21 protein-coding genes, 1 tRNA gene and 2 pseudogenes are annotated in these 24913 nt (G+C 38.9%); 19 read left to right on the forward strand and 5 right to left on the reverse strand.

Annotation, left to right across the window (positions count from 1 at the left end; genetic code table 11):
• The 16 genes and pseudogenes from PGQ38_RS16015 to PGQ38_RS16090 all read left to right on the forward strand — a co-directional run.
• Positions 1–1080, forward strand: a 1080-nt coding sequence (locus PGQ38_RS16015; RefSeq protein WP_270432619.1) for an O-antigen ligase family protein, incomplete at its 5' end; no start/stop codon positions are given.
• 9 nt (positions 1081–1089) lie between these two features.
• Positions 1090–2142, forward strand: coding sequence for a glycosyltransferase family 2 protein (locus tag PGQ38_RS16020; protein ID WP_195991066.1), 1053 nt, complete (start codon positions 1090–1092; stop codon positions 2140–2142).
• Positions 2105–2644, forward strand: a complete 540-nt coding sequence (locus PGQ38_RS16025) for an acyltransferase (RefSeq protein ID WP_270432621.1) — start codon at positions 2105–2107, stop codon at positions 2642–2644. Before PGQ38_RS16020 ends, PGQ38_RS16025 begins: the two co-directional genes overlap by 38 nt.
• A 14-nt stretch (positions 2645–2658) precedes the next feature.
• Positions 2659–4101, forward strand: a complete 1443-nt coding sequence (locus tag PGQ38_RS16030) for a lipopolysaccharide biosynthesis protein (protein WP_195991065.1) — start codon at positions 2659–2661, stop codon at positions 4099–4101.
• The gene (locus PGQ38_RS16035; RefSeq protein WP_270432622.1) at positions 4094–5239 is read left to right on the forward strand and encodes a CDP-glycerol glycerophosphotransferase family protein; all 1146 of its coding nucleotides are present in this window, start codon (positions 4094–4096) and stop codon (positions 5237–5239) included. The genes PGQ38_RS16030 and PGQ38_RS16035 overlap by 8 nt, the downstream gene beginning before the upstream one ends.
• A gap of 134 nt (positions 5240–5373) precedes the next feature.
• The gene (locus PGQ38_RS16040) at positions 5374–6252 is read left to right on the forward strand and encodes a LicD family protein (protein ID WP_173736430.1); all 879 of its coding nucleotides are present in this window, start codon (positions 5374–5376) and stop codon (positions 6250–6252) included.
• Between the two features lie 18 nt (positions 6253–6270).
• Positions 6271–6984, forward strand: coding sequence for an IspD/TarI family cytidylyltransferase (locus tag PGQ38_RS16045; protein ID WP_173736429.1), 714 nt, complete (start codon positions 6271–6273; stop codon positions 6982–6984).
• Positions 6985–6994: 10 nt separating this feature from the next.
• Entirely contained in the window at positions 6995–8047 is a 1053-nt protein-coding gene (locus PGQ38_RS16050) for an NAD-dependent epimerase/dehydratase family protein (RefSeq protein WP_195991063.1), read from the forward strand.
• A gap of 493 nt (positions 8048–8540) precedes the next feature.
• Complete coding sequence (gene glmS / locus PGQ38_RS16055) at positions 8541–10379, forward strand: glutamine--fructose-6-phosphate transaminase (isomerizing) (RefSeq protein ID WP_270432624.1); 1839 nt, start codon at positions 8541–8543, stop codon at positions 10377–10379.
• Positions 10380–10460: 81 nt separating this feature from the next.
• A complete protein-coding gene (gene glmM, locus PGQ38_RS16060; RefSeq protein WP_187566194.1) occupies positions 10461–11849 on the forward strand; it encodes a phosphoglucosamine mutase in 1389 nt (462 codons plus the stop codon).
• 214 nt (positions 11850–12063) lie between these two features.
• Positions 12064–12756, forward strand: a complete 693-nt coding sequence (locus tag PGQ38_RS16065; protein ID WP_187566195.1) for a hypothetical protein — start codon at positions 12064–12066, stop codon at positions 12754–12756.
• Complete coding sequence (locus tag PGQ38_RS16070; protein WP_270432629.1) at positions 12743–13678, forward strand: nucleotidyl transferase AbiEii/AbiGii toxin family protein; 936 nt, start codon at positions 12743–12745, stop codon at positions 13676–13678. Before PGQ38_RS16065 ends, PGQ38_RS16070 begins: the two co-directional genes overlap by 14 nt.
• Positions 13679–13876: 198 nt before the next feature.
• Positions 13877–14164 (forward strand): annotated as a pseudogene (locus PGQ38_RS20170) (phosphoglucosamine mutase); the annotation flags it as partial.
• 70 nt (positions 14165–14234) lie between these two features.
• Entirely contained in the window at positions 14235–14684 is a 450-nt protein-coding gene (locus PGQ38_RS16080; protein ID WP_187566197.1) for a hypothetical protein, read from the forward strand.
• Positions 14685–15075: 391 nt separating this feature from the next.
• Positions 15076–15234, forward strand: a pseudogene (locus tag PGQ38_RS21030) (AAA family ATPase); the annotation flags it as partial.
• Positions 15235–15415: 181 nt separating this feature from the next.
• A complete protein-coding gene (locus PGQ38_RS16090; protein WP_173771363.1) occupies positions 15416–15796 on the forward strand; it encodes a hypothetical protein in 381 nt (126 codons plus the stop codon).
• An 85-nt stretch (positions 15797–15881) separates the two neighbouring features.
• Here PGQ38_RS16090 and PGQ38_RS16095 read toward each other — a convergent pair whose 3' ends face one another.
• From PGQ38_RS16095 to PGQ38_RS16110, 4 genes are all read right to left on the reverse strand, one after another.
• The gene (locus PGQ38_RS16095) at positions 15882–16475 is read right to left on the reverse strand and encodes a hypothetical protein (RefSeq protein WP_187566198.1); all 594 of its coding nucleotides are present in this window, start codon (positions 16473–16475) and stop codon (positions 15882–15884) included.
• A gap of 123 nt (positions 16476–16598) precedes the next feature.
• A complete protein-coding gene (locus PGQ38_RS16100; RefSeq protein ID WP_173771365.1) occupies positions 16599–17366 on the reverse strand; it encodes a CpsD/CapB family tyrosine-protein kinase in 768 nt (255 codons plus the stop codon).
• Positions 17366–18115, reverse strand: coding sequence for a YveK family protein (locus PGQ38_RS16105; protein WP_173771367.1), 750 nt, complete (start codon positions 18113–18115; stop codon positions 17366–17368). Before PGQ38_RS16105 ends, PGQ38_RS16100 begins: the two co-directional genes overlap by 1 nt.
• A 75-nt stretch (positions 18116–18190) precedes the next feature.
• Positions 18191–19201 (reverse strand): LCP family protein, encoded by a 1011-nt coding sequence (locus PGQ38_RS16110; RefSeq protein WP_187566200.1) that lies wholly within the window; start codon positions 19199–19201, stop codon positions 18191–18193.
• A gap of 448 nt (positions 19202–19649) precedes the next feature.
• Here PGQ38_RS16110 and PGQ38_RS16115 point away from each other — a divergent pair, with 448 nt between their 5' ends.
• The 3 genes from PGQ38_RS16115 (at position 19650) to selB (ending at position 24671) form a co-directional block, all read left to right on the forward strand.
• Positions 19650–21032: a sugar transferase gene (locus PGQ38_RS16115; protein ID WP_173717140.1), complete on the forward strand. Its 1383-nt coding sequence runs from the start codon at positions 19650–19652 to the stop codon at positions 21030–21032.
• 24 nt (positions 21033–21056) lie between these two features.
• Positions 21057–22895, forward strand: a complete 1839-nt coding sequence (gene glmS, locus PGQ38_RS16120) for a glutamine--fructose-6-phosphate transaminase (isomerizing) (RefSeq protein ID WP_270432633.1) — start codon at positions 21057–21059, stop codon at positions 22893–22895.
• Positions 22896–23048: 153 nt separating this feature from the next.
• Positions 23049–24671, forward strand: a complete 1623-nt coding sequence (selB, locus tag PGQ38_RS16125) for a selenocysteine-specific translation elongation factor (protein ID WP_270432635.1) — start codon at positions 23049–23051, stop codon at positions 24669–24671.
• Between the two features lie 32 nt (positions 24672–24703).
• Here the strand turns inward: selB and PGQ38_RS16130 are convergent.
• A tRNA-Sec gene (locus tag PGQ38_RS16130) sits at positions 24704–24800 on the reverse strand.
• Between the last annotated feature and the right edge of the window lie 113 nt (positions 24801–24913).

A 24913-nucleotide genomic window follows, 5' to 3' on the forward strand; every position in this document is an offset into this window, starting at 1 on the left:
GGCTTAATAGTTATTATTTGCTTTGGAATATTTATTTTACTATATACATGGGTAATTAAAGGTTATAAGTTAACAATATCTCAAATACTGATTCTTTTTTCATGGATAAGTTTAATGATTTCTAAGTATGTTTTAGATAAGCAAGCGGAACCTTACTATATTCTTTTTGTTAGCTTCTTGTTATTATTTTTATTATGTATGTCGGAAATGCAATTTAGGCAAAGAAATATAAAATTCTTAATTGATTCTTATATTGTATCTGCTGTTCTCATGAGTTTATTAATTATAGTGCAACATCGTACACCGTATGCACAATATGGAATATTTAGATTAGCATTATTTTTTAATTCAAAAGAATATTACGATGTAAATTTTACCTCGCTTTATTTACTTTTACCAACACTTTTAGCTTTTTATGGAGCAATAAAGGGAAAAAAGAAAAACAAAATTTGGTATATGGGAGCTACGGGTATTAATATTATTGGTATATTGCTGCTTGGCTCTAGAGGAACGTTTTTACCGGTAGCTGCAATAATGCTTTTTCTTATTCTTAAAGACAAGAAAATATCTTTTACTAAAATTCTTATTATAATGATAGCTGTTTTTGCAATAGTGTATTTATTACCTGAAGATACTTTTACTAGATTGCTTAAAACGGATTATATGGGAAGTGAACATAAAAGATACATAGAATGGGCGTATGGCTTGAGAGTATTTGGAAATTCACCTATCTGGGGAAATGGAATGAGAGCACCGAAAAGCTTGGTAAATGAAATTGGTGGTGGCGTAATGAATTATACAATACACAACACTTATATCGTATATTTAGCCCAATTAGGAATTTTAGGGGCGCTTCCGTTTTTTGGTATTTTAATTTATCCGTTAGTTATGTTAGTGAGAAAATGTAGAGAAATTTATTTGGTATTATCATATTGTGGGGTTCTATTTGCATGTATGATGATAGAGGCAAATTATTCGTATGTATTATTTGTTCCTCTTGCGATGATTTACATGATTATAAATGTTTCTATACGTGAAGGTGGAAATAAAAAATATATATTGGATAATATATTTGGATAAGGTGATAGTATGGATAAACCCAAAATTAGTATTTTAATATCAGCATATAATGCTGAAAAATATTTAGCTGAATGTATTCAATCTGTTTTGAATCAAAATTATGATAGTTACGAATTGATAATTGTTAATGATGGTTCAACAGATGGTACATTGGATATTTGTAAAAATTATGAGGAGACAAACTCACATGTACGAGTTTTTAGTTGGGAAAATAAAGGCTTGATTTTAGCGAGAAGAAAGGGAATTGAGTTATCACGTGGAGAATATATTTTATTTCTTGATGCTGATGATTGTTATGAAAAAGATGCATTTAATAATATTAATATGCTTCTGGAAGACAATCCAGATGTTGTGGTTTTTCGATTCAATTTTTGGCATGGGGAAGAAGACTATAAGCCATCGAAAATATTAGAAACCGAAATTTATACTTCACTTAAAGATAAACAGCTTTTTTTTGAAAAATTTATTGGAAATTATGAGTATAATCATTTATGGTCGAAAGTTATAAAAAGAGAATTATTGATAAAAGATAATTTTGATTACGAGAAGCTAAAAGATATACGACTGGGGGAAGATTTATTACAATCTATTCAAATTTATGCTTTAGCAAAAAAAATAATTGTTTCTGATAAGGTTATTTATAATTATAGAGTATTAGAGCAAAGTATGTCACATGGGTTTAATGAAAAACAAGTCGAAGATATTACTAAGGTTTATATGATATTAAAGCAGTATCTTCAAAATGTTGAATGGGATACGGAAAATTGTCTCGAAATTGCTAATTTAGAATATACGATTAAAATGTCTAGCTTGTTAAGAGATTTGTGGGACAGTAATTTAGACATGAAATATAAAAAGAACACTTCATCTAAAATAGTTAATATTAATAATGGTATGATAAATTCTACAACAATTATAATTCAAAATAGAATTTTATGGGAACTGTGTAAAAAGAAATGCTGGATATTAAGTCTGATATATTGTAGATTATTAAAAGTTTTAAGTAAAAGAAGGAGATCCTCAAGTGAAAATAGGTTATTTGAGAAAAAAAATAGCGTGTAAAATATTGCATCTATCAGGAGAAAAAAGTTGTGAATACATAAACAGTTATTTTAGAAAATGTGGAGCGATTGTAGGAAAGAATTGTAGAATATATTCAGATATTACTACATCTGAATCGTATCTAATATATATTGGTAATAATGTAACAATATCAAATGATGTACAAATTTTAACCCATGATAACTCTGTTATAAAAGTTATTCCAGATTGTACGGATATATTTGGAATGGTTAGAATTGGTAATAATACATTTGTAGGTGCTAGAGCATTAATACTGCCAGGAGTGAATATTGGAGATAATTGTATTGTTGGTGCGGGGAGTGTAGTAACAAAAAGTGTTCCTAATGGATCTATAATTGCTGGAAATCCAGCTCGTGTTGTGAAAAAAATTGAAGAATATAAAAGCAATATTAGAGATAATGTTTTTGATATAACAGGGTTAAGTCAAGTAGAAAAAAAGGAAATGCTTATTAAACAAAAAAGTAAATGGATAAATAAATAGCAAGGATTGTATATATGAAAAAAGAAAGAAATATATTAACAACTAGTTTTATATGGAAATTTGGAGAAAGATTTTTAGCTCAAATTGTTTCTTTTATTGTTTCAATTGTATTAGCGCGTATATTGGTACCAGAGGATTATGGTGTGGTATCATTAATTTTGGTATTTATTGCTTTTGCAGACGTTTTTGTTACATCCGGATTTTCAACATCCTTAATTCAAAAGAGGGATGCCACAGATGTTGATTTTTCGACCATATTTTATTGTAGTTTATTTGTTTCTATTATTATTTATGTTATTTTATTTTTTTCAGCACCATATATAGCTACTTTTTTTGGAATGCCTGCGCTATCTAGTATTTTAAGAGCTTTTTCATTGCGCATTCCTATAAGTGCATTTAATTCTGTACAGCATGCGTATGTGTCAAGAAATATGTTGTTTAGAAAGTTCTTTTTTTCAACGTTATGGGGGACTTTACTTTCAGGTGTATTAGGAATTGTAGCTGCTTATTTGGGCATGGGGGCATGGGCGCTGATTATTCAGTATATGTCTAATACAATTGTTGATACAATTGTGTTGTCGTTTACTATCAAATGGCGTCCTAAACTTGTTTTTTCAATTACATCGGCAAAAAAATTAATGCAGTATGGTTGGAAGATTCTTTTAGCTGATTTATCTGGTACATTTTTTGAACAATTGAGGTCTTTGATTATTGGAAAAGTTTATACAACTAGTGATTTGGCTTATTACAATAGGGGAAAAAGTTTTTCGTCTTTAGTGATGGATAATATAAGTACTGCTATGATGTCAGTCCTATTTCCGGATTTGGCAAATAAGAGTGATGATTTAGAAAAGGTAAAATTAACTTTAAGAAAATCCTTAAGTGTTATGCTATATATAATATTTCCGTTGATTGGAGGATTAGTGGTTATTGCAAAACCACTGGTAAATGTCTTATTGACGGAAAAGTGGAAACAAGCTATTCCTTTTTTACAATTATTGGCTGTTTCATCTGGTATTGGCTTAATTGGGAATATTAGCTTACAGTCAATTAAAGCAATAGGAAGAAGCGATATTGTTTTGAAACTCGAATTAATAAAAAAGCCAATATATTTAATTTTGTTAATTATAGGAATAAAAATTAGCCCAATAGCCATAGCCGCTACGATGGTAATATATTCTTTTTATAGTTCGATAGCAAATGCTATGCCCTTAAAAAAGGAATTAAATTATACCTACAAGCAGCAAATTAGTGATATTCTACCGTCTTTAGTTGCGACTGTAATTATGTGTATAGTAATAGCACCGTTTAGGGCTGTTATAAAAAATGATGTAATTTTATTGTTTATACAGGTTATTTGTGGTGGATTCATATATGCTATGGAATCTATAATCTTTAAGATAAGTGCATTTCAGTATATTAAAAAAATTGTATTTAAAGGAAGGTCAAATGAATAAAGTAAAACTAGGAAAAAAACAGCTGTTATATTATTCTTTTATGAAATGTTTTAGAATATTTCCTATTGATAGAAAAAAAATAGTTGTATCTAATTTTAGAGGAAAGGGATATGGAGATAACCCTAAGTATATTATTGAAAATTTAAGAAAAAGAAAAGAAATATATAAGATATACTGGCTGGTTGAAGATAAAAATGAAAAAATGCCTGAAGGAATTCATGTAGTAAAAATTAATTCTATTGCATCTTTATATCATTTAAGTACAGCAAAAATTTGGATTGATAATTGCAGAAAATCTCCCTATATAACAAAAAGAAAAAAACAATATTATATACAGACATGGCATGGAGCTATTGGTTTTAAGAAAATAGAAAAAGAAGCCCCTGGTTTGACTGAAGAGTATAGACTTGCAAGTTTAAATGATTCTAAAATGATAGACATACTATTATCCGGATCTCAATGGTGTACAGAAATGCTTCAAAGATCATTTTGGTACTGTGGAAAAGTATTAGAAGTTGGATCACCGCGTAACGATATTTTTTTTCTTGATAATGATGAATTAAAACTCTGTATAAGGAAAAAAATTAATTTGTCAAACGAATTTATTATTATGTATGCACCTACGTTTAGACAAACTATTTCATTTGATGTTTTTAATAATAATTATGAAAAATGGATTTCAGCATTTGAGAAAAAGACTGGTAGGAAGTGTAAACTGCTTTTTAGACTTCATCCTAATATTGCATCTTTATATAAAAATATTCAAATTGGAGAAAATATTATAAATGTTTCAGATTATCCAGATATGCAGGAACTATTGTTAATAACAGATGCTTTGATTACTGATTATTCAAGTTCGGCATTTGAAGCTGCATTAGGATACAAACCGGTTTTTCTTTTGTGTAATGATTATTATGAATTTATAACGCAAGAAAGAGAATTGTTTTTTAATATGGAAGAATTACCTTTTGAATTTGCAATAAATGAAGATGAGTTATTTCATAAAATTGCCGAGTTTAAATATGAACAATATATAGAAAATGTTAATGCATTTTATGCTAAAATTGGAAGTTTTGAGAATGGTAAGGCTTCAGAAAAGGTTGCTGAAATAATAGAGAACGTTTGTAAAATGCAATAATAAGAAGCGTAGAATTTTATTAAATTGATTTTTATAATATGTGCTATTCCAAAGTTTTTATGTGAAAATATTATAATTGAAATAAAGTCGTTAGAGTAAAAATAATAAAATACAAGAAGTGAGTGGTATATGGTATGAAATCAAGTAAAGGTTTATATTCATCGTGTTTTCCAGAATATGCTTTAAGTGATTGTGATTTGAAAAAATTACAGAATTCTCTTTTAACAATGTTAGTCGATGTTTGTAAAGTATTTGATAAATATAATATAGATTATATGTTATCTGGAGGAACTCTATTAGGTGCCATTAGGCATAAAGGATTTATTCCATGGGATGATGATGTTGATATAATGATGACTCGAAAACAGTATGAAAAGTTTCTTGAGCATGTTGCTGAATTGGATAAAAAATATATTTTAGTACAACCTTTGACGGACAAATATTTTTGTAAAAATCCTAAGATATTTAAAGTTAATACTCAATATATTGAAATATCAAATGCAGGAGTGGAGAGCTTTTCTATGCTGTTTATTGATGTTTTTATTATTGAAAATATGCCTGTATCAAGACTTAAGAGGAAGATCCTAGGAAAAATTTATGACTTTTCCTATAAAGGTGCAAGTGTTTGTGTGGATTATTTGTATCCATCACCACCAATTTTACAAAAGTCAAAAGAGAACATAGAATTGAGAAAGTATTATAAATTGAGAAGAAGAATTGGTTTTCTTTTTTGTCATTTAGGTGGTTTGAAATTTTATCTTAAATTAGTGGATAAAATAGCTAATAAAAGTAAAGAAACTGGTTTCTATGGTGTTCCGTCTGCAATTAGCTATGAAAGAGAAGTATTTGAAAAAGAAATGTTTGAAGATATTATTAAAGTTGATTTTTGCGGTTACCGTTTTAAAGCACCAGCAAATTATGATCATTATTTAAAAAATTTATATGGAGATTACATGGAGATTCCACCTTTAGAAAAGAGAGAATTACATGTAGCTTATAAAATAACTTTTTGATATACGGAGGATAAGCAAATGGCAAATATTGCATTACTAATTGCTGGAGGATCTGGCAATCGAATGGGACAAAGTATACCTAAACAATTTCTTACGGTGAATGAGCGACCGGTTATTGTATATACTCTAGAGGCATTTCAGCGACACCCAGAAATTGATTCAATAGCAGTGGTTTGCATTGATGGATGGCAGTCGGTATTGCAGGCATATGCAAACCAGTTTAATATTACAAAATTACAATATATAGTTTCTGGTGGGAAAAATGGGCAGGATTCTATTCGTAATGGGGTGTATGAATTGGAGCGGCATTTTAAATCCGATGATATAGTATTAATTCATGATGCTATTCGTCCAATGATTTCTGCGGATATTATTTCAGACTGCATAAGGATTACAAAAGAAAAAGGAAATGCAACTACAGTTATTCCTTGCGCTGAGGCTATGTTAAAAACTGAAAATGGAGAGAACTCAACAGGCAGTTACCCTAGAGATTTTTTGAAAAGAACGCAAACACCGCAGGGGTTCCATGTAGGGGATATTTGTGACTTGCATAGAAGGGCTCTCGCCGCTGGAATAACAAATTCTGTTGCTTCTTGCACTTTAATGATTGAGCTAGGAGAAAAGGTGTATTTTTCTGTTGGATCTGAAAAAAATATTAAATTGACTACAGTTGAAGATATAGATATTTTTAAGGCCCTTCTTATAGCAAAAAGATCCGACTGGTTAAAATAGAGGTGAAGGAATGGCATTACAAGATAGTATTACATATTTAAATGACTTAGATCTCGCAATACAGCATACGGTTGGAATTGAACAACTTAAAGGGACTACAATTTTGGTTACAGGGGCAACTGGGACAATAGGCTCATTTGTTGCAGATATGTTGTTAAGATATAATCAAACAAATAATGCTTGCATTACTGTGTGTGTAGCAGGGAGAAATCTTGAAAAAATGCACAAACGATATGAAAGCTGGAAAGATAATAATCTTAAAATTTTTAAATATGATGTGCTAAAAGCTATTATATTTGATTATGAAGTGGATTATGTAATACATGCTGCTGGAAATGCGCATCCACTTGCATTTAATAGTGATCCTGTTGGAACAATTATAGGTAACATTGAAGGAACCTATAATTTACTTGAGTATACTAAGGCGCATGGTGGAAAGAGATTTTTATTTGTTTCATCTGGGGAAGTGTATGGAAATGGAGATTTATCTCTTGATGAATTTAAAGAGGAGTATTTAGGAGCCATAGATATTACTTCGCCAAGATCGTGTTATCCGCAAAGTAAACGAGCTGTTGAAAATTTGTGTGCATCGTACAGTAGTCAGTATGAACTTGAAACCGTTGTTGTAAGACCGTGTCATACTTATGGTCCTGGGATTACGGAAACCGATAGTCGGGCAAATGCTCAATTTATAAGGAATGCATTAAATAATGAAGATATAATAATGAAAAGTGCTGGTAATCAATTAAGAAGTTATAATTATATTGCAGATTGTGCATCTGGACTTATAACGGTTCTTATTAATGGAAAATCAGGAACACCGTACAATATTGCAAATCCAAATGTGCGTATTACTATTGCTAAATTAGCAGAAATTATAGCCAAGACAGTAAATAAAAAAGTGATTTTTGCTGATCCGTCAGTATTAGATATCGCAAATAGGACGCCTATTGCCAAACAAGTTTTAAGTAGTAAAAAATTAGAAAATCTTGGATGGGTTCCGATGTTTAATGCGAATGAAGGTGTTGAACATACAATAAAAATATTAAAAGAATGTGAATAACAATTATTAGACGTAATTGATAGTCGTCCCTATACAGGCAATGTGAATTTTCTAAAAGCTTTTCAGTGTATTAAATAATTTTTATATTTTTCCCAAAAAGGACACAGTATGCTATCATATATATCGTAAGAGTTTTAAACCTACATAAACTTTTCTGAAAAACAAATCGTAGAAGGTGATAAAATCCATGGGAAGAAAGGATGTCATCATAAAAGAGTTGATAGAGGAGATGATTGGAATGAAGATAGAAAAGGAAGCCGAGGAAGAAAAGGTGAAGATTCGTGAAACACTTTAGGGTATCGAGGAAAGGGGAAGAATCGTTGGGTTAGCGGAATGAAAAAGGGGTTAGAACAGGAATAAAAATTTACCAAATTCCTGCTAAGAGACAACCGTATTGATGACCTAAAGCGAGTGCCTGATGATTCGGATTTTCGCCAGAAAGTTTTGAAAGAGTATGAAATCAATTAAAATGTTATAGAGGAGAAAATATTCTATGTGCGGAATCGTATCCTACACCGGCCATTCCCAGGCCGCGCCCATCCTTCTGGATGGTTTATCGAAACTGGAATACCGCGGCTATGACTCAGCCGGTCTTGCCGTTCGTGACGGTGAGAACAAAACGAAAATTGTAAAGGCGAAAGGCCGCCTGAAAGCGTTGGCGGAGAAAACCGATCATGGTCATGCCCTGGCTGGTACCTGTGGTATCGGTCACACTCGCTGGGCGACCCACGGCGAACCTTCTGAGACAAATGCCCATCCCCATACCTCCGATGATGGAAATGTGGTCGGTGTTCACAATGGTATCATTGAGAATTATCAGGAACTGAAGAATAAGCTTCTTCGCAAGGGCTATGAGTTCTATTCTTCCACAGACACCGAAGTGGCAGTGAAGCTCATCGATTACTATTACAAGAAATATGAGCATACTCCAGTGGATGCCATCAACCATGCCATGGTTCGTATCCGCGGTTCTTATGCCCTGGCGGTCATGTTCCAGAATTATCCCGGGGAGATTTATGTTGCCCGTAAGGACAGTCCTATGATCATCGGCGTGGAGAACGGAGACTGCTATGTGGCTTCTGATGTTCCGGCGATTCTGAAATATACCCGCAATGTTTATTATATTGGAAATCTGGAGATGGCACGTCTGGCAAATGGGACCGTTACCTTTTATAATCTGGACGGAGATGAGATTGAGAAAAAGCTAACGCAGATCAAATGGGATGCAGAAGCAGCTGAAAAAGCGGGCTACGAGCATTTCATGCTGAAGGAGATCCATGAGCAGCCAAAAGCCGTTCAGGATACGTTGAATTCCGTATTAAAGGATGGTGCTATCGACCTGTCTTCTGTGGGACTTACGGAGGAAGAGCTTCAGTCTTTTTCCCAGATATATATTGTGGCATGTGGTTCAGCCTATCATGTAGGTGTGGCATGTCAGTATGTGCTGGAGGATCTGGCGCAGCTGCCGGTACGTGTGGGTCTGGCATCTGAGTTCCGTTACCGCAGCATGCCTCTGGATCCCAACGGTCTGGTGATCGTGATCAGCCAGTCCGGCGAGACTGCAGACAGCCTTGCAGCCCTCCGTCTTGCAAAAAAGAAGGGGCTGAAAACCCTTGGAATTGTCAATGTGGTGGGAAGCTCCATTGCCCGGGAAGCAGATAATGTATTTTATACCCTTGCCGGTCCGGAGATTGCAGTTGCCACAACGAAAGCCTACAGCACCCAGCTGATCGCCGGCTATTGCCTTGCCGTTCAGTTTGCGCTGGTGCGCGGATGCATTTCCCAGGGGCGTTATCAGGATCTTATCTCCCAGCTTCAGTGTCTTCCGGAGCAAATCCAGAAGATCCTGGACGATAAGGAGCGGATCCAGTGGTTTGCTGCCAAACAGGCCAATGCCAGGGATGTGTTTTTCATCGGACGTGGACTTGATTATGCCATCAGCCTGGAAGGTAGCCTGAAAATGAAAGAGATCAGTTACATCCATTCTGAGGCTTACGCAGCAGGAGAGCTGAAGCATGGCACTATCAGTCTCATTGAGGATGGCACTCTTGTGATCGGTGTGCTCACCCAGTCTGAGCTTTATGAGAAAACCATTTCCAACATGGTAGAGTGCAAAAGCCGCGGAGCTTATCTCATGGGGCTGACTATCTATGGAAATTATAATATTGAAGATACGGCTTCCTTTACCGTTTATGTTCCAAAGACAGAGGAGTGCTTTGCCACAAGCCTTGCGGTGATTCCGTTACAGCTTATGGGATATTACGTCAGCGTGGCAAAGGGACTTGACGTGGATAAGCCGAGAAATCTGGCAAAGAGCGTTACAGTAGAGTAAATTTGCAGCAGTCTTATGAGTGCGGTGAGCAGAAACGGCAGATGTTTTTCGGGGGAAAAACAACAGGATGAGGTTATAAAAATGGGAAAATATTTTGGTACAGATGGCTTCCGCGGAGAGGCAAATGAAAACCTGACAGCAGATCATGCATATAAAGTAGGCCGTTTTCTCGGCTGGTATTACGGAGAACTGAAACGTCAGAACGGTGATGACACTCCGGCACGTATCATAATAGGAAAGGATACCCGCCGTTCCAGCTATATGTTCGAGTATACACTGGTTGGCGGACTGGTGGCTTCCGGTGCAGATGCATATCTTCTCCATGTCACGACCACACCTTCTGTGGCTTATGTGGCAAGAGTGGATGAATTTGACTGCGGTATTATGATTTCCGCAAGCCATAATCCATATTTTGACAATGGAATCAAGCTGATCAACGGAAACGGGGAGAAGATGGACGAGGAGACCATTTCCCTTGTGGAAGCCTATCTGGATGGAAATCTGGAAGTCTTCGGGCAGAAATGGGAGGAGATTCCTTTTGCAAAGAAGGAAAAAATCGGCTGTACAGTAGACTATGTTTCCGGAAGAAACCGTTACATAGGGTATCTGATCTCTCTGGGTGTCTATTCCTTCCGCGGCGTGAAGGTGGCGCTGGACTGTGCCAACGGAAGCTCCTGGAACATTGCCAAGGCTGTTTTTGATGCTCTCGGCGCCAAAACCTACGTGATCAACGCCCAGCCGGATGGCACCAACATCAACAACAATGCCGGTTCTACCCATATCGGGGGACTGCAGAAATACGTGGTGGAGAACGGAATGGACGTTGGTTTTGCCTATGACGGCGATGCAGACCGCTGTCTCTGCGTAGACGAGAAGGGCAATGTGATCACCGGCGACCACATTCTTTACATCTACGGAAAATACATGAAAGAGCGCGGCAAGCTGCTGACCAACACTGTTGTCACCACCGTCATGTCCAACTTCGGTCTGTACAAGGCCTTTGATGAGCTTGGAATCGACTACGCGAAAACAGCCGTTGGAGACAAATATGTATATGAGTACATGATGAAAAACGGCTGTCGTATCGGCGGTGAGCAGAGCGGGCATATTATTTTCAGCAAATACGCCAGCACAGGGGACGGAATTCTTACCAGTCTGAAGATTATGGAAGTTATGATGGCGAGAAAGAAAAAGCTCAGCGAACTGGCAGAAGGATTTACCGTTTATCCACAGGTGCTCACAAACGTGAGAGTGACCGATAAGAAGGCTGCGCAGGATGATGCAGATGTGCAGGCTGCGGTGAAGAAGGTTACAGAGGAACTGGGCGATACCGGAAGAATTCTCGTCCGTGAGTCTGGAACAGAGCCGGTTGTGCGTGTTATGGTGGAAGCGGAGAGTGAAGAAATCTGCCAAAAATATGTGGATATGGTTGTAAATGTAATTAAAGAAAATGGGTATGTGGCCGGATAAGGGCTGGATACCGTGGATGCTGCCGCCCGGCGTGTGCCGGGCGGTGGTGGTGTGTATAAGATAAGTTATAATATAATAATTTCGTATAGAATATTTAGAGATTAAATTGTTATAAGTTTGCAACATCTGAATGTCGAGTAAAAACAAAATCTACTTGACATTCGATCTATGTCTGTTTATTATTTAAATAAAATAATTAGAAGGAGCAGGAGTGATGAATAGTAGAGAGCGGATAGAATTGTTTCTTTGCAATATTAAAGAGAATACTGTAATTGAAGCAAGCCGTATATATACTTTCTTGGCAGATGACATGACAGAAGCAGCATTTTATAAAACACTTGAACGCTTCTGCCAAAGTGGTTCACTTGTCCATTTGACTAAAGGGTTATATTATAAGCCGAAGAAATCCAGATTTGGAATTGTTCCGATCAGAGAGCAGGATATTGTTACTCATTACATTGGGAATCAGAAGGGATTGGTTGTAGGCTATAAACTGTATAATGAGAAAGGACTTACTACACAAATAAGTAAGCAGACGGAAGTTTTTTCAAATCATGTGCCAGGGCAAAGGAAAACAATTCAGAATGTGGTTGTAAAAAATATCTCTTGTGATCTGAATGAAGAGCGCGTAGCAGTAATTGAAACTCTGGAGATTCTTCAAAATTATTCTAAGATAGAAGATGTAAACAAAAAAGCGCTGATTACTTATATGGAGAAGTTTGCACAGTCTTATTCTGATAAAGCTGCGGTCTATGTCCTGGAGCATATGAAATATAAAAAGGCAACAATTGCTTTTTTGGAATCCTTTTTGGAGTATCTAAATGTTAATAACTCATTAAAACAATTTTTATCATCAATGTCTGTTTATGCAATTCCAACCATGGAGGAAATATATGAGACTGCATGAGAATGAAGAGGATTTTCGAGATCTTTGTAGTATAACAGCTGGATACATTGGCATTCCAGAAGACGCTGTTAGAAGAGATTATTACATTGTGAGTATGCTTCAAAAACTTGAGAAGAGTGAGTTTGCAGACTGTTGTGTGTTCAAAGGTGGAACTTCACTTAGTAAATGCTATCCAGGCTCAATCGAACGGTTTTCAGAAGATATAGATTTGACATTTTTGGCTTCTGGTTTGTCTAAAAAGCAGTATGATAAAAGTTTAAAGAAGATAGAGAAGATAATGACAAACACTTATAAAGTGGAAATTATCCCAGAAGAGCGAAACGATAGGAATAAAAGCTCTTATGTTTTCTTTGGTAATAATGATAATATTAAAGTGAAATTGGAAATTGGCTCTAGTGTTAGACCAGATCCATATTCTAAAAGAGTATTGAAGACATATATTCAAGAATACCTGGAAAAACAGGAAATGGAAGATGTTATAGCTGAATATGAATTAAAAGAAGTGGTAATAAATGTGTTGGCTATTGAACATACATTTCTTGATAAGGTGATGTCAGTTAAAAGACATGCAATATGTGGAACATTAGGAAATAAAGTACGTCATATTTATGATGTTACCAGACTTTTTCAGCGCGAGGATATTCAGGAATTTTTAAAAGCATCGGAAGAGCTAAAATCCCTTTTAAGAAAAACAAAGGATACAGATAGTTACTATCTGCAGAAAAGAAATATTTCCGAAGAATATGATCCTACTGGGAAATATGATTTTAACTCATGGAAAGAATACTTTAATGAATCAATACAAAGACGTTATGAAACTTTGCATGAGGATTTGCTGTATACTGATCAGAAACAGAATTTTGAAGATGCAGTAAATACATTCGAGGAGATTAACAGGATATTTGCTGCGATTGATGAATGAAATAAAAAAGTTTTTTGAAGGAAGAAGAAACATATTGTTTGGAGAAAATATCTTGATATATTTTTATAATATGGAAAAAGAGGACTAATGGTATTATTATGAGAGAATTTGTAGAAAAATGGGAGGTTCTTATAACTGTAATTATTTCTATTACAAGTATTTTTTGGCTACCAAAGCGAACGAGATGACATTTCCAATGCATGCACAGGCAATAGAATCCTGACTAGCTTGAAAATCATGGAAGTTATAATAACGAGAAAGAAGCTTAGTGAACTGGCATAAGGGTTTACGGTGTATCCGCAGGTGCTTATCAATGTGAGAGTAACCGATAAGAAGGCCGCACAGGACGATGTGGACGTGCAGGCAGCGGTGAAGAAGGTTACAGAAGAGCTGGGAGATATCGGCAGGATCCTGGTCCGCGAGTCCGGAACAGAGTCGGTGGTACACGTTATGGTGGAAACGGAAAGTGATGGATTCGAGCTATAAGATATAAAGTTAGGAAATTCGGATGAGACAGAATAGTAAAAATAATTAGGAGAGATAGGGGAGAAGGTATATGGTAGAAGCTTTACTTAAAGAAGTAGTATCTGCAGGTCGCACTGAAATTATATTGGCGGCAGGAGAACATTTGGCTGGTAAAATTAAAGCCGGTTATGACATAAAGAAATTGTTTGTTGAAACTGGGGAGTTTTTTATTGATTTTGAACCACAAGCAGAGCAATTATTTGAAGATTTGGCGTTAGTTTTTTCTAAAGAAAATATGACTAAATTGGCAAATGAGATGAAAGGAGATTCTGGCTATACTCTTAAAAAAAGTTTGCTTGATTCAATTATAAGATTGATGAACAAATATGATATTCCTAGAGAGCAGGCAATTTTATACGCTAATGAATTTCTTTTTGCTGTTCTGGGACAATTACCTGAAGTAGCACCGAAACAGTATGATAGATATTTTCAGAGTGAATGGAGAGAGGAACAGGAAAAGACACTAAATGATAGAAGTTAGTGTTGCAAACCTCTTGATATCTAGTTATAGTTGTGGGTCAGCAATAGAATCCGGATGGCGTTATCCAAGGAGAATATCATGAAGCATAAAACAACTTGTTTCTAATAGTAAATTCCAGTTTTGAAGAACTTTGCAAAACTAACTTCCATAAAAATCATGATATTTTGATTTGCCAGAATTTACTTTTGCAAGCGATTAGCTAAATCAGAACTTAAACTTGCAAACTGGAAGCAAGGTATTAAATATGTTTTCTTTCTTAAATTTGAAGAGGTAGTATTAGATATATTAGAGGAGGGACGTGCTGCTGGAAAATCTGAAGGAATCCAGATTGGCGCAGAGCATGAGCAGCGACTTACCAAAGGATGCTGATTTGGTGGAACGGGCTGTTGATATTAAAGCATGGTATGATGGCTACCATTTTGGTGATTTTGATGTATATTGCCCCTGGGATGTGATGAATTATCTGCTGGAATTGCAGCGTGATCCAAAGGCAACCCCTATCAGCTATTGGAAAAATACCAGTGACAATGCGATCATTCGCTCTTTTATACAATCATCCACTGTATAGTTCTGGTATGAAGATCTATAGTGCTGCGTCAGAAAAAAATCTCGAAATTTTTAGATAAAAACAGACAGATAAAACTTGTGAAGCTCCTGTTTCCGTGCTATTATGAGCATAGAAATTTGAAGCAGCAAACAGCTGCGAAAATAAAGGAAAGATGTGAGAGAAAATGAAGGAAACAATACAGGACGTACTTCAGCTGATTTTACAGGCCGATGATATCAAATATGTAAAAAATAGCGGTATATTGAATTATGGACTGGATTTGAAACAGGTGGTGGAACGTGAAATTGAATTGTCTGTTTGCAAAGGTGATAAGGAAATATTGCTTGCGATGAATTATGACATAGAGCAATGCTCTGTTCAATTTCAGATTGTAGACTGCACGGAGGAAGATGAGAAGAAGATTATAGATCTGTATTTTGCTTTAAACGGTGCCGAAGCTACGGTGGATTTTACAAAAGCGCTTAATTTATATTTGTTAAGTATCGGTTATATTGATGAAGGCGACCTGGAAGAGTATCGTCAGAAGGTCAGCCGCCTGAGCTGAGGATAATATGTGAGGCGAAAATCAGTAACAATGAAAAAACAGCTCCCTGCGTGGTCAGAGAGCTGTTTTTTATTATACACCAGGATTATTTAACTGTAACGGTGATGTATTTGTTTACTGTCTTGTAGTTTTTAGCTTTAACAGTAACTTTTACCTGATAGATACCTTTCTTGGTTCCCTTAGCAACTACGATCTTACCGTTTTTGTTAACTTTGATCTTGGAGTTGTTTGTTGTGTAAGAAATTTTACCAGTTTTCTTAGTTACTTTGATAGCTTTCTTAAGAGTCTTACTGCTCTTCTTAACTGCAGAAGCCTTTACAGTATACTTGTCAGTAGACTTTAAGGTAACCTTCTGAGTTTTAGCTTTGATCTTGTAAGTAAGAGTCTGTGTATATCCGGCATATTTTCCTTTACCGATGATGGTAACTTTGTATGTTCCGGCATTCTTACATGTTTTAACTTTTACTGTGTAGTATTTAGCCTTGATTGTTTTTCCAGCTTCATTCTTAACTACAACCTTTGGCTGCTGTTTCTTACCAGTGTAAGTTACAGTTTTCTTGGTAAGAGAAGCATTGAAAGATGTTTTTACAGGTGAATCTGCTGCAAAAACAGTAGTGCTGATGAGAAGCATCATTACTGCAGCCAGGATGGTTACAGCTACTTTTTTGAATGATTTCATTGGTAACACCCTCTATTTCTTAATTTAATGTATTTAATAAACGGTCTCCCCACGCAGACCCGTTTATCCGGAAGTTGGATTGCTGTGAATAAAGTTCACAGCCGGTAAAAATAGTACAAACGGTTATTTTCCGGTAGAATTCTTATCTGTGGCAGCGGAGTCAGAGCTGTTTTTCTTATCCTTAGGCTCATAACCATAGCCGTATCCATAACCATAACCGTATTTTCCATAGCCATACTTGCCATAAGCACGTCCCTTTACATCGGCACGGTTCAGGACTGTACCCAGGAGCTTGCAGCCAGACTGCTGGATCTCATAAAGAGACTGCTTGATCAGAGTACGCGGTGTAGTACCGGCACGTACAACCAGAACTGCGCCGTCGCACAGAGAAGCGATAAGTGCTCCATCTGCTACACTGCCAAGCGGCGGGGAATCTATAATAACAAAACGATAATTCTCTGAAAGAGTATTCAGAAGCTCTTTGAAACGAACGTCTTCCAGAAGAGCGGAAGGATTCTCAAGGAGCTGTGTACACGGAACCATATAGCCGTTTGGAATATTGGTACTATATACAACGTCTTCATATTCTGCCATACCGGAAAGATAATGGTTCAGTCCCATAGTAGTGTCATCGTCATAGTCCATCTGAAAACGTGTTTTCATAACGGATTTACGAAGGTCAACGTCTACCAGAACAGTGGGAAATCCTGCTTCTGCAAGCATTTTCCACAGGTAGGAGGAAATGGTACTCTTACCTTCATTAGGCTGGCAGCTGGTCAAAAGGATCTTGCGGGTATTTTTACCGCAGAATTTAATATTAATACGAAGTCGGTTCATCGCTTCGGAAACTGCATAGGGCAGCTCCGGAAGGTTTACATTAAGCTGGTTCATTATTTCTTACGACCTCTCTTTCTGCCGCGTCTGCGGTGCTGCTCCTCATCCAGATCGATTACCTGATCGCTGTCAGGGATTGTGGTAAGAGGTACCAGCCCAAAATATTTTTCCATATCATCTGCAGTATGGATGGTGTCATCCATCAGATATTTTACAATAAAGAATGCTGCACAGATGAGAAGTCCAAGCAGAGCACCGATCATGGTGAATTTGGTATAGCTTGGAGCTACTTTACTCTCAGGAAGCTTGGCATGCTGTGCCAGATTCGGAGCAAGTGTGCTCATGGTATCCGGGAGATAATCAATGGCTTCCTCAGCCATAGTTTCAGCCAGATCCATAGCCATCTGCGGATCGGTAGAAGTAGCGGTGATCTCCAGAATACGGGTATCGCTTGGGTTATTCAGTGAAAAAGCTTTAGCCAGTTCATCGGATGTGGCATCCAGATTCAGACGGTCAATGACACGGTTCAGTACCGGATAGCTGAGCATCAGCTGTTCATAATCTGCAGTCAGGGAAGTACCAAGATTCAGGTCACTTAAATTGACTACAGAATCGTCTGAGGCAGATACTACGTAAAGCTTGGCTGTGGATTCATAGGTAGGTGCGATAAAGAAAAAGGAATACGCACCCAGAAGTACAGCGCCTGCAATAAGACTGATCAGCAGATAACGCCATTTGTCTAACAAGACGTAGCCTAGATCCACAAGGTCGATTTCCACCTCGTCGTTTGTGAGTTCTTCGTTCATGTCGGGTCTCCTTAATTTTGTTTATTGTAGCTGTTCAGTATCTTCCTAGCTACGATTTATTTTCTAACAGGAAAATTATTTCTTTTCCTTATAAAAAAGCGAAAGGATCGCTTCCTGAAGGCTGTCCGGATCAGGAGTGAAAGTCTGCCAGCCATCCTCGTCGAAGTCGGCAGTTCCTTCTATAGATACTTTCTCCTCCTCTTTCTCATCGGAAAGAAGAAGGGCAAGACGGGAAAACTTCTTGGCACTGATGTTGGTAGTCATGTAGTCCTCAAGTGCATGATAAAGATCCAGCGGGAACGTCTTATCTTCACTGCATTTCGCCTGGAAAACAGGCTTGAAAGCTTCCTCGTACTGGGCCTGACGGCTCATTCGGTTCTCGTTCAGTCCGTCGGCAACGGTCTTGCGCTCACGGATGAAGCGTTCAGCGTCTTTACCGTGCAAGGTAACGGTCTGTCCCTTGATCAGTGTGTCACTGTCCGGGAAATCATCCTCGATGGTGACGGTGACACCGCCAACCATATCATTTACCACTTCGATGGCGCTCATGTTTACCATTGCAAAGCCATCGATCTTGTGACCTCCAAGGAGCGTGGAAACTGCATCCACAGTATTCTCTGCACGGGTCTCATGATCCAGGCTCATGGCGTGTGCCAGGGAAATCTGGCATTCTGTGGTATCTATGTAAGAACCGTCATCTGCAAGGCTTTTCACCGGAGTCATGGTGTTCCGGTCGATGGTGAGAAACTTGCAGGTGTCTGTGCTTCTGTCGCGGACAAGCACAAGCAGCACGTCGCACTGACCGGTACCGTCGTATTCCTTGATCTCGGTTACCTTATCCGGAGAATCAATTCCGGCGAAAAGGTAAGTCTCAAGATTCCCTTTCGGAACATAGGTAACACCTTTATAAGTGATCTGGTCAGTATCCTGTGTGGAAGAGGATGCACTCCGGTTCACAGCATGGCTGTTGGCAGAAGTGAGAACACCTGCAGCTGAGCCTATGCCAAGAACGCCAGCGGCAAGTCCTATGGCGAGATATTTTATTTTTTTATTTTTATTCTGTCTGGAAATTTGATTATGACGCATTGATTCCTTTCTGCAGACCGAGGTATACTTCGCAGCTGTTCACTCCGTTCACAGCAACACGCTCCGCGATGCACAGAAATCATGCTTTTGCATGATTTCGCGCCGCAATTCTCGGGCTTTCTGTGAGCCTTGCTCACAAAAAACACCTCGCGGAACATTCCCTGTGAACAGTAACGGAACAGTACCTGTAAACCGTCACTCTGAAAATTACATATTGACAAAACTTAGAATCTGTTATTTACTTCACATTATAAAATATCATATTGTATAAATATTATATTGCTTTACTACAATATGTACTGATTTTATCACGGTTTGATTTGGATATCAACCCGCTCTGTCATTTTTTGGCAAAATAAGGTGACGAAAAAAATCGTTTTCCTCTGGGATTTTTTGTGCTATACTTATACAACGTATAGATTTCAGAGGAAATTTACTGGAGGAAAAAATGGAAAATCGCGAACGATATAAGAGACTGATCATGTTTTTGGCGTCTGCGGTGATCATAGCTATTGAAACATTGCTTTTCGCCTATATCTGGTATAAATTTTATGCCCACAAGGAGGTCATCGGCAGACGCTTTGACAGAGGCAATCAGGTAGTCATTGGCCTGTATGTGCTGATGATATACTTCTTTTATAAAATTTACGGTGGTTTTAAGGTGGGTTATCTGCGGGTATTTGAAGTAATCTATTCCCAGATCCTGTCTGTGTGCTGCGTGAATTTTATTACCTATTTACAGTTGTGCCTGATCGGCCGCTGGCGTCTGGGAGAGCATCTGACACCTATGCTGGCTATGACGGGGATTGACCTGGTGATCGTTGTCATATGGGTGGTTGGTATGCGTTATGTGTACACCAGACTGTATCCGCCCAGACAGATGCTGATGATTTATGGCGGACGTAATCCGGGAGATTTAAGGAATAAGTTTGAGACCAGAGAGGATAAATATGCCATTAAAGAGATGGCATCCCTTTCCCTTGGCCTTGACGTGATCAAGGAGAAGATCAACGGATATAAAGCAGTTGTGATCGGGGATATCCCGTCCCACGAACGAAATCTTCTCCTGAAATACTGCTTTGAGAAGGATATCCGCTGTTATTCTATTCCGAAGCTTTCTGATATTATGCTCCGGAATGCAGACGATATTCATTTATTTGATACCACGCTTCTTCTTTCCAGAAACCTGCGTCTGACAGCAGAGCAGCTGTTTTTCAAAAGAATTGTGGATATTATATTTTCCCTGGCAGGGCTGGTGATCGCATCTCCGTTTATGATTCTGATCGCACTTGCTATTAAGCTTTATGATGGCGGTCCTGTTTTTTATAAGCAGCCGCGTCTTACGAAGGATAAGCAGATCTTTATGATCCTGAAATTCAGAAGCATGAAAATGGACTCTGAAGTGAAGGGTGCCCAGCTGGCGAAGAAAGAGGATGACAGGATCACACCGGTCGGGAAGCTTATCCGCCGGATCCATTTCGATGAGCTGCCACAGATTTTTAATATCCTGAAAGGTGATATGTCTCTGGTAGGCCCAAGACCGGAGCGGCCGGAAATTGCTGCACTGTATAGCGAGAGGATCCCTGAATTTGATTACCGCCTGAAAGTGAAGGCCGGACTTACCGGTTATGCCCAGGTTTATGGTAAATACAACACGACACCTTATGATAAGCTGAAACTGGATCTCACCTATATTGAGACCTATTCTCTGAAGCTGGATCTGAAGCTTTTGATGCTTACCTTCAAAATCCTTTTCCAGAAGGAAAATACAGAAGGGGTTGAGGCATGGCAGAAGACAGCTGGCCAGGAGAAAAACGAGGAGAATGATTAAGACTGAGACTGAGGAGGAAATTTTATGTGTGGAATTGTTGGTTATGTAGGAGATGAACAGGCGGCACCGATTTTGCTGACAGGCCTTTCCAAGCTGGAATACAGAGGCTATGATTCAGCAGGTATCGCAGTTCGAAACGAGGCAACTGATAAGATCGCAATCGTAAAGGCGAAAGGGCGTCTGAAAACTTTGATCGAGAAGACAGACGGCGGTTCAGCCGTACCGGGTACCTGCGGTATCGGTCATACCCGCTGGGCGACTCATGGAGAGCCTTCTGAGACAAATGCCCATCCTCATTGTACAGATGATAAGTCCGTAGTACTTGTTCATAATGGAATTATCGAGAATTATCAGGAGCTGAAGGCGAAGCTTCTTCGTTCCGGTTATACGTTCTATTCACAGACAGATACAGAAGTGGCTGTGAAGCTGGTAGATTACTACTATAAGAAAACCGGAACCCCGTTGGAAGCAATCTCCAGAGCAATGCTCCGTATCCGCGGTTCTTATGCATTTGGTGTTATTTTCAAGGACTATCCGGGCAAACTGTTTGCAGCCCGCAAGGACAGTCCGCTGATCATTGGAAAGAGCGAGAACGGAAGCCTTATCGCTTCTGATGTTCCTGCGATCCTGGATCAGACCAGAAGAGTTTATTATATCGGCAATCTTGAAATTGCGGAGCTTTCCCGTGATGAGATCCATTTCTACAATATCGACCGTGAAGAGATTGAGAAAGACGTTGTGGAGATCCAGTGGGATGCAGCTGCTGCTGAGAAGGGCGGCTATGAGCACTTTATGCTGAAAGAGATCCATGAGCAGCCGAAGGCTGTTCAGGACACCATTGGCGCTTATGTAAAAGAGGGACACATTGATTTTTCTGAGACAGGGCTTACAGATGAGAAGCTGGCTTCTCTTAAGAGAATCTATATCATCGCCTGCGGTTCTGCTTACCATGTTGGCATGGTTGGCAAATATGTGATCGAATCCATGGCGAAGATCCCGGTTGAGGTGGATGTGGCTTCTGAGTTCCGTTACCGTGATCCGATCCTTGTGGAGGATTCCATGGTGGTTATTATTTCCCAGTCTGGAGAGACCGCAGACAGTCTGGCTGCTCTTCGTCTTGCCAGAGATAGAAATGTTCCGGTACTTAGCGTAGTCAATGTTGTAGGCTCCAGTATTGCAAGAGAGAGCGATTATACGTTATATACTTATGCGGGACCTGAGATTTCTGTTGCCACCACCAAGGCTTACAGCACCCAGCTGATCGCCATGTATCTGCTGGCTATCCAGAGCGCTTTTGTCCAGGGAAAGCTTGAGGAGGGAAAAGTGACTCGTCTGCTTGCTGAGATGGAGACCCTGCCGGACAAGATCAGCCGTGTTCTGGATGATAAGGAGCGTATCCAGTGGTTTGCAAGCAAGTATGCAAATGCCCATGATATTTTCTTCATCGGACGAGGAATTGACTATGCTATCAGCATGGAAGGAAGCCTGAAGATGAAGGAGATCAGTTATATTCATTCTGAGGCTTACGCAGCAGGTGAGCTGAAGCACGGAACGATCAGCCTTGTAGAGGATGGTACTCTGGTGATCGGTGTGATGACGCAGAAGGATCTTTTTGAGAAGACACTGAGCAATATGGTTGAGGTAAAGAGCCGTGGTGCTTATCTGATGGGACTGACCAGCTATGGCAATTACAGTATTGAGGATACCGCTGATTTCTCCGTATATGTTCCCAAGACGGAGAAGTATTTCACAACCAGCCTTGCAATTGTTCCGCTGCAGCTGATGGGATATTATGTCAGCGTAGCGAAGGGCCTGGATGTGGACAAGCCGAGAAACCTGGCAAAATCTGTTACTGTAGAATAATGTTATTAAATTACTGAATTATATTTCCAAACAACAGAAAAAAGACAATATTGTTATAAACGTAAACATGGCGCGGAGAAGTGGCTTCTTCGCGCTGTTTATTTGGAAACGAAATAGTGGGATTGTTCGAACAAAATGGGGCATGAAAAAGATATGGAAGAAAAAAGGTACAGGATCATAGGTACTGCCGGACATATTGATCATGGTAAGACCTGGCTGGTCAAGGCGCTGACAGGCACGGATACGGATCGCTTGGCAGAGGAAAAAAGACGGGGGATTACAATTGAAAATGGTTTTGCGTTCCTGAAATTTCCGGATGGCAGGGAAGCAGGGATTATTGACGTGCCAGGTCATGAAAAATTTATAAAGAATATGCTGGCCGGAGCTGGCGGAATTGACATTGCCATGGTAGTGATCGCAGCAGATGAGGGAGTTATGCCTCAGACCAGGGAACATCTGGCAATACTTTCCCTGCTTGGTATTCGAAAGGGTGTGATTGTACTCACCAAAGGTGACCTGGAATGGAAAAAGGGACTTGACCAGGAAATTAGGGAATTTGCAGAGGGAACATTTCTGGAAAATGAGGATGTGATAGTGACCAGTGCTGTGGATGGGCGTGGGATTGAGGAACTGCGCAGGGTGTTGTGGAAACTGTGCACAGCCGGAAAAACCACGGAAAATCAGAATCTTTCCAGAAAAGAAGATGACAGTTGCACAGGCAGAATGGGTACGAAAGCATCTGCGTTTCGTCTGCCCATAGATCGTGTGTTTTCTTTAAAGGGTTTTGGAACCGTAGTGACAGGGACGCTGCTTGATGGCAGTTTAGGCTTGAATTATGACGCCATGCTTTATCCCAGAGCTGAAAGGGTAAAAATTCGAGGGATTCAGGTGCATGGTCAGGAAGTATCCGAAGCTGTTCCGGGACAGCGGGTGGCAGTGAACCTTCCGGGAATTGGAAAAGAGCAGATCTCCCGGGGAGAAATCCTGGCAACAGCAGGAAGTATGGAAGGTACCATGATAGCAGATGTACGGCTGCAGCTGTTGAAGTCAGGACAGCGTACTTTAAAAAGCGGTACCCGTGTTCATCTTTATCATGGGGCAGCAGAACTGGTGTGTAAAATAATTCTGTTTGACAGAGAAGTGCTGAAGCCCGGTGAAGAGGCCGTAGTCCAGCTTCGGATGGAGCAGATGACGGCAATGAAAGCAGGGGATCATTTTGTTATAAGATTTTATTCGCCAGTAGAAACCATCGGCGGTGGAGTTGTGCTGAATCCCAATGGGGTAAAAAGGAAAAAAAGACAGAATGCAGATGCTGTTGTTCATTGCGCATGTACGGGAAAGGAAAGAAAAAAAGCACATGCTGCAGGAAAAATAACAGAAGAAATATGTGGAAATTCTGTCTTTTTGCAGCTGCAGGAATTATATCTGAAATCGGGCTTTAAGCCTCCGCTGACAGATGAAGTGAAGAAAGTATTTTCCGGTGAGCGGGATTTTTCAGAAGTGTTCTTTGCCATGGTGCGGGACGGTGTTCTTGTACGGTTTGACGAGAAGCATTATATGCACCGGGAAATACGGCAGAAAGCCCTGGATATGGTATATCAGTTATTTAAAGAAAAGGGTATGATCCAGACTGGAGAATTTCGTGACCGTCTGGGAATATCCCGTAAATGTGCGATCATACTGCTGGAGGGGTTTGACAGAGAGCGGATTACAGTTATGGAAAATGGAGGAAGAGTATTAAAACGAAACTTGCAGCAGGCAGACCGGTCTCAATGAGAAGAGTAAGAATGGAAAGCTGGGTACGTTTTTGGCGGGAACATATGGGAATCGAACCCATCCGGGACGGGATTAGCGCCCCACACTGGTTTTGAAGACCAGGAGGCACACCGGCACCTATCTGCTCCCAGTGAGAGTATAGCGGAGATTGGAAGCTTCGTCAACCACAGTCTTTGGGTCCGAAACCTTTCTTTGATTCCCTATTGACTAAGAGGGGGCAGATAAAGTAGAATAGTATTATT

The organism is Blautia faecis, from assembly GCF_027662325.1.
GTDB classification, from domain to species: domain Bacteria; phylum Bacillota; class Clostridia; order Lachnospirales; family Lachnospiraceae; genus Blautia_A; species Blautia_A faecis.

What these genes read in the sequence shown, in the direction of transcription:
- glmS (WP_270432624.1), top strand. Translation starts at nt 8,541, where the DNA reads ATGTGCGGAATCGTATCCTACACCGGCCATTCCCAGGCCGCGCCCATC.
- PGQ38_RS16110 (WP_187566200.1), bottom strand. Translation starts at nt 19,201, where the DNA reads ATGCGTCATAATCAAATTTCCAGACAGAATAAAAATAAAAAAATAAAA.
- PGQ38_RS16090 (WP_173771363.1), top strand. Translation starts at nt 15,416, where the DNA reads ATGAAGGAAACAATACAGGACGTACTTCAGCTGATTTTACAGGCCGAT.
- PGQ38_RS16020 (WP_195991066.1), top strand. Translation starts at nt 1,090, where the DNA reads ATGGATAAACCCAAAATTAGTATTTTAATATCAGCATATAATGCTGAA.
- PGQ38_RS16095 (WP_187566198.1), bottom strand. Translation starts at nt 16,475, where the DNA reads ATGAAATCATTCAAAAAAGTAGCTGTAACCATCCTGGCTGCAGTAATG.
- PGQ38_RS16040 (WP_173736430.1), top strand. Translation starts at nt 5,374, where the DNA reads ATGAAATCAAGTAAAGGTTTATATTCATCGTGTTTTCCAGAATATGCT.
- PGQ38_RS16070 (WP_270432629.1), top strand. Translation starts at nt 12,743, where the DNA reads ATGAGACTGCATGAGAATGAAGAGGATTTTCGAGATCTTTGTAGTATA.
- PGQ38_RS16035 (WP_270432622.1), top strand. Translation starts at nt 4,094, where the DNA reads ATGAATAAAGTAAAACTAGGAAAAAAACAGCTGTTATATTATTCTTTT.
- PGQ38_RS16080 (WP_187566197.1), top strand. Translation starts at nt 14,235, where the DNA reads ATGGTAGAAGCTTTACTTAAAGAAGTAGTATCTGCAGGTCGCACTGAA.
- PGQ38_RS16100 (WP_173771365.1), bottom strand. Translation starts at nt 17,366, where the DNA reads ATGAACCAGCTTAATGTAAACCTTCCGGAGCTGCCCTATGCAGTTTCC.
- PGQ38_RS16105 (WP_173771367.1), bottom strand. Translation starts at nt 18,115, where the DNA reads ATGAACGAAGAACTCACAAACGACGAGGTGGAAATCGACCTTGTGGAT.
- PGQ38_RS16045 (WP_173736429.1), top strand. Translation starts at nt 6,271, where the DNA reads ATGGCAAATATTGCATTACTAATTGCTGGAGGATCTGGCAATCGAATG.
- PGQ38_RS16065 (WP_187566195.1), top strand. Translation starts at nt 12,064, where the DNA reads ATGAATAGTAGAGAGCGGATAGAATTGTTTCTTTGCAATATTAAAGAG.
- glmM (WP_187566194.1), top strand. Translation starts at nt 10,461, where the DNA reads ATGGGAAAATATTTTGGTACAGATGGCTTCCGCGGAGAGGCAAATGAA.
- PGQ38_RS16115 (WP_173717140.1), top strand. Translation starts at nt 19,650, where the DNA reads ATGGAAAATCGCGAACGATATAAGAGACTGATCATGTTTTTGGCGTCT.
- glmS (WP_270432633.1), top strand. Translation starts at nt 21,057, where the DNA reads ATGTGTGGAATTGTTGGTTATGTAGGAGATGAACAGGCGGCACCGATT.
- selB (WP_270432635.1), top strand. Translation starts at nt 23,049, where the DNA reads ATGGAAGAAAAAAGGTACAGGATCATAGGTACTGCCGGACATATTGAT.
- PGQ38_RS16030 (WP_195991065.1), top strand. Translation starts at nt 2,659, where the DNA reads ATGAAAAAAGAAAGAAATATATTAACAACTAGTTTTATATGGAAATTT.
- PGQ38_RS16050 (WP_195991063.1), top strand. Translation starts at nt 6,995, where the DNA reads ATGGCATTACAAGATAGTATTACATATTTAAATGACTTAGATCTCGCA.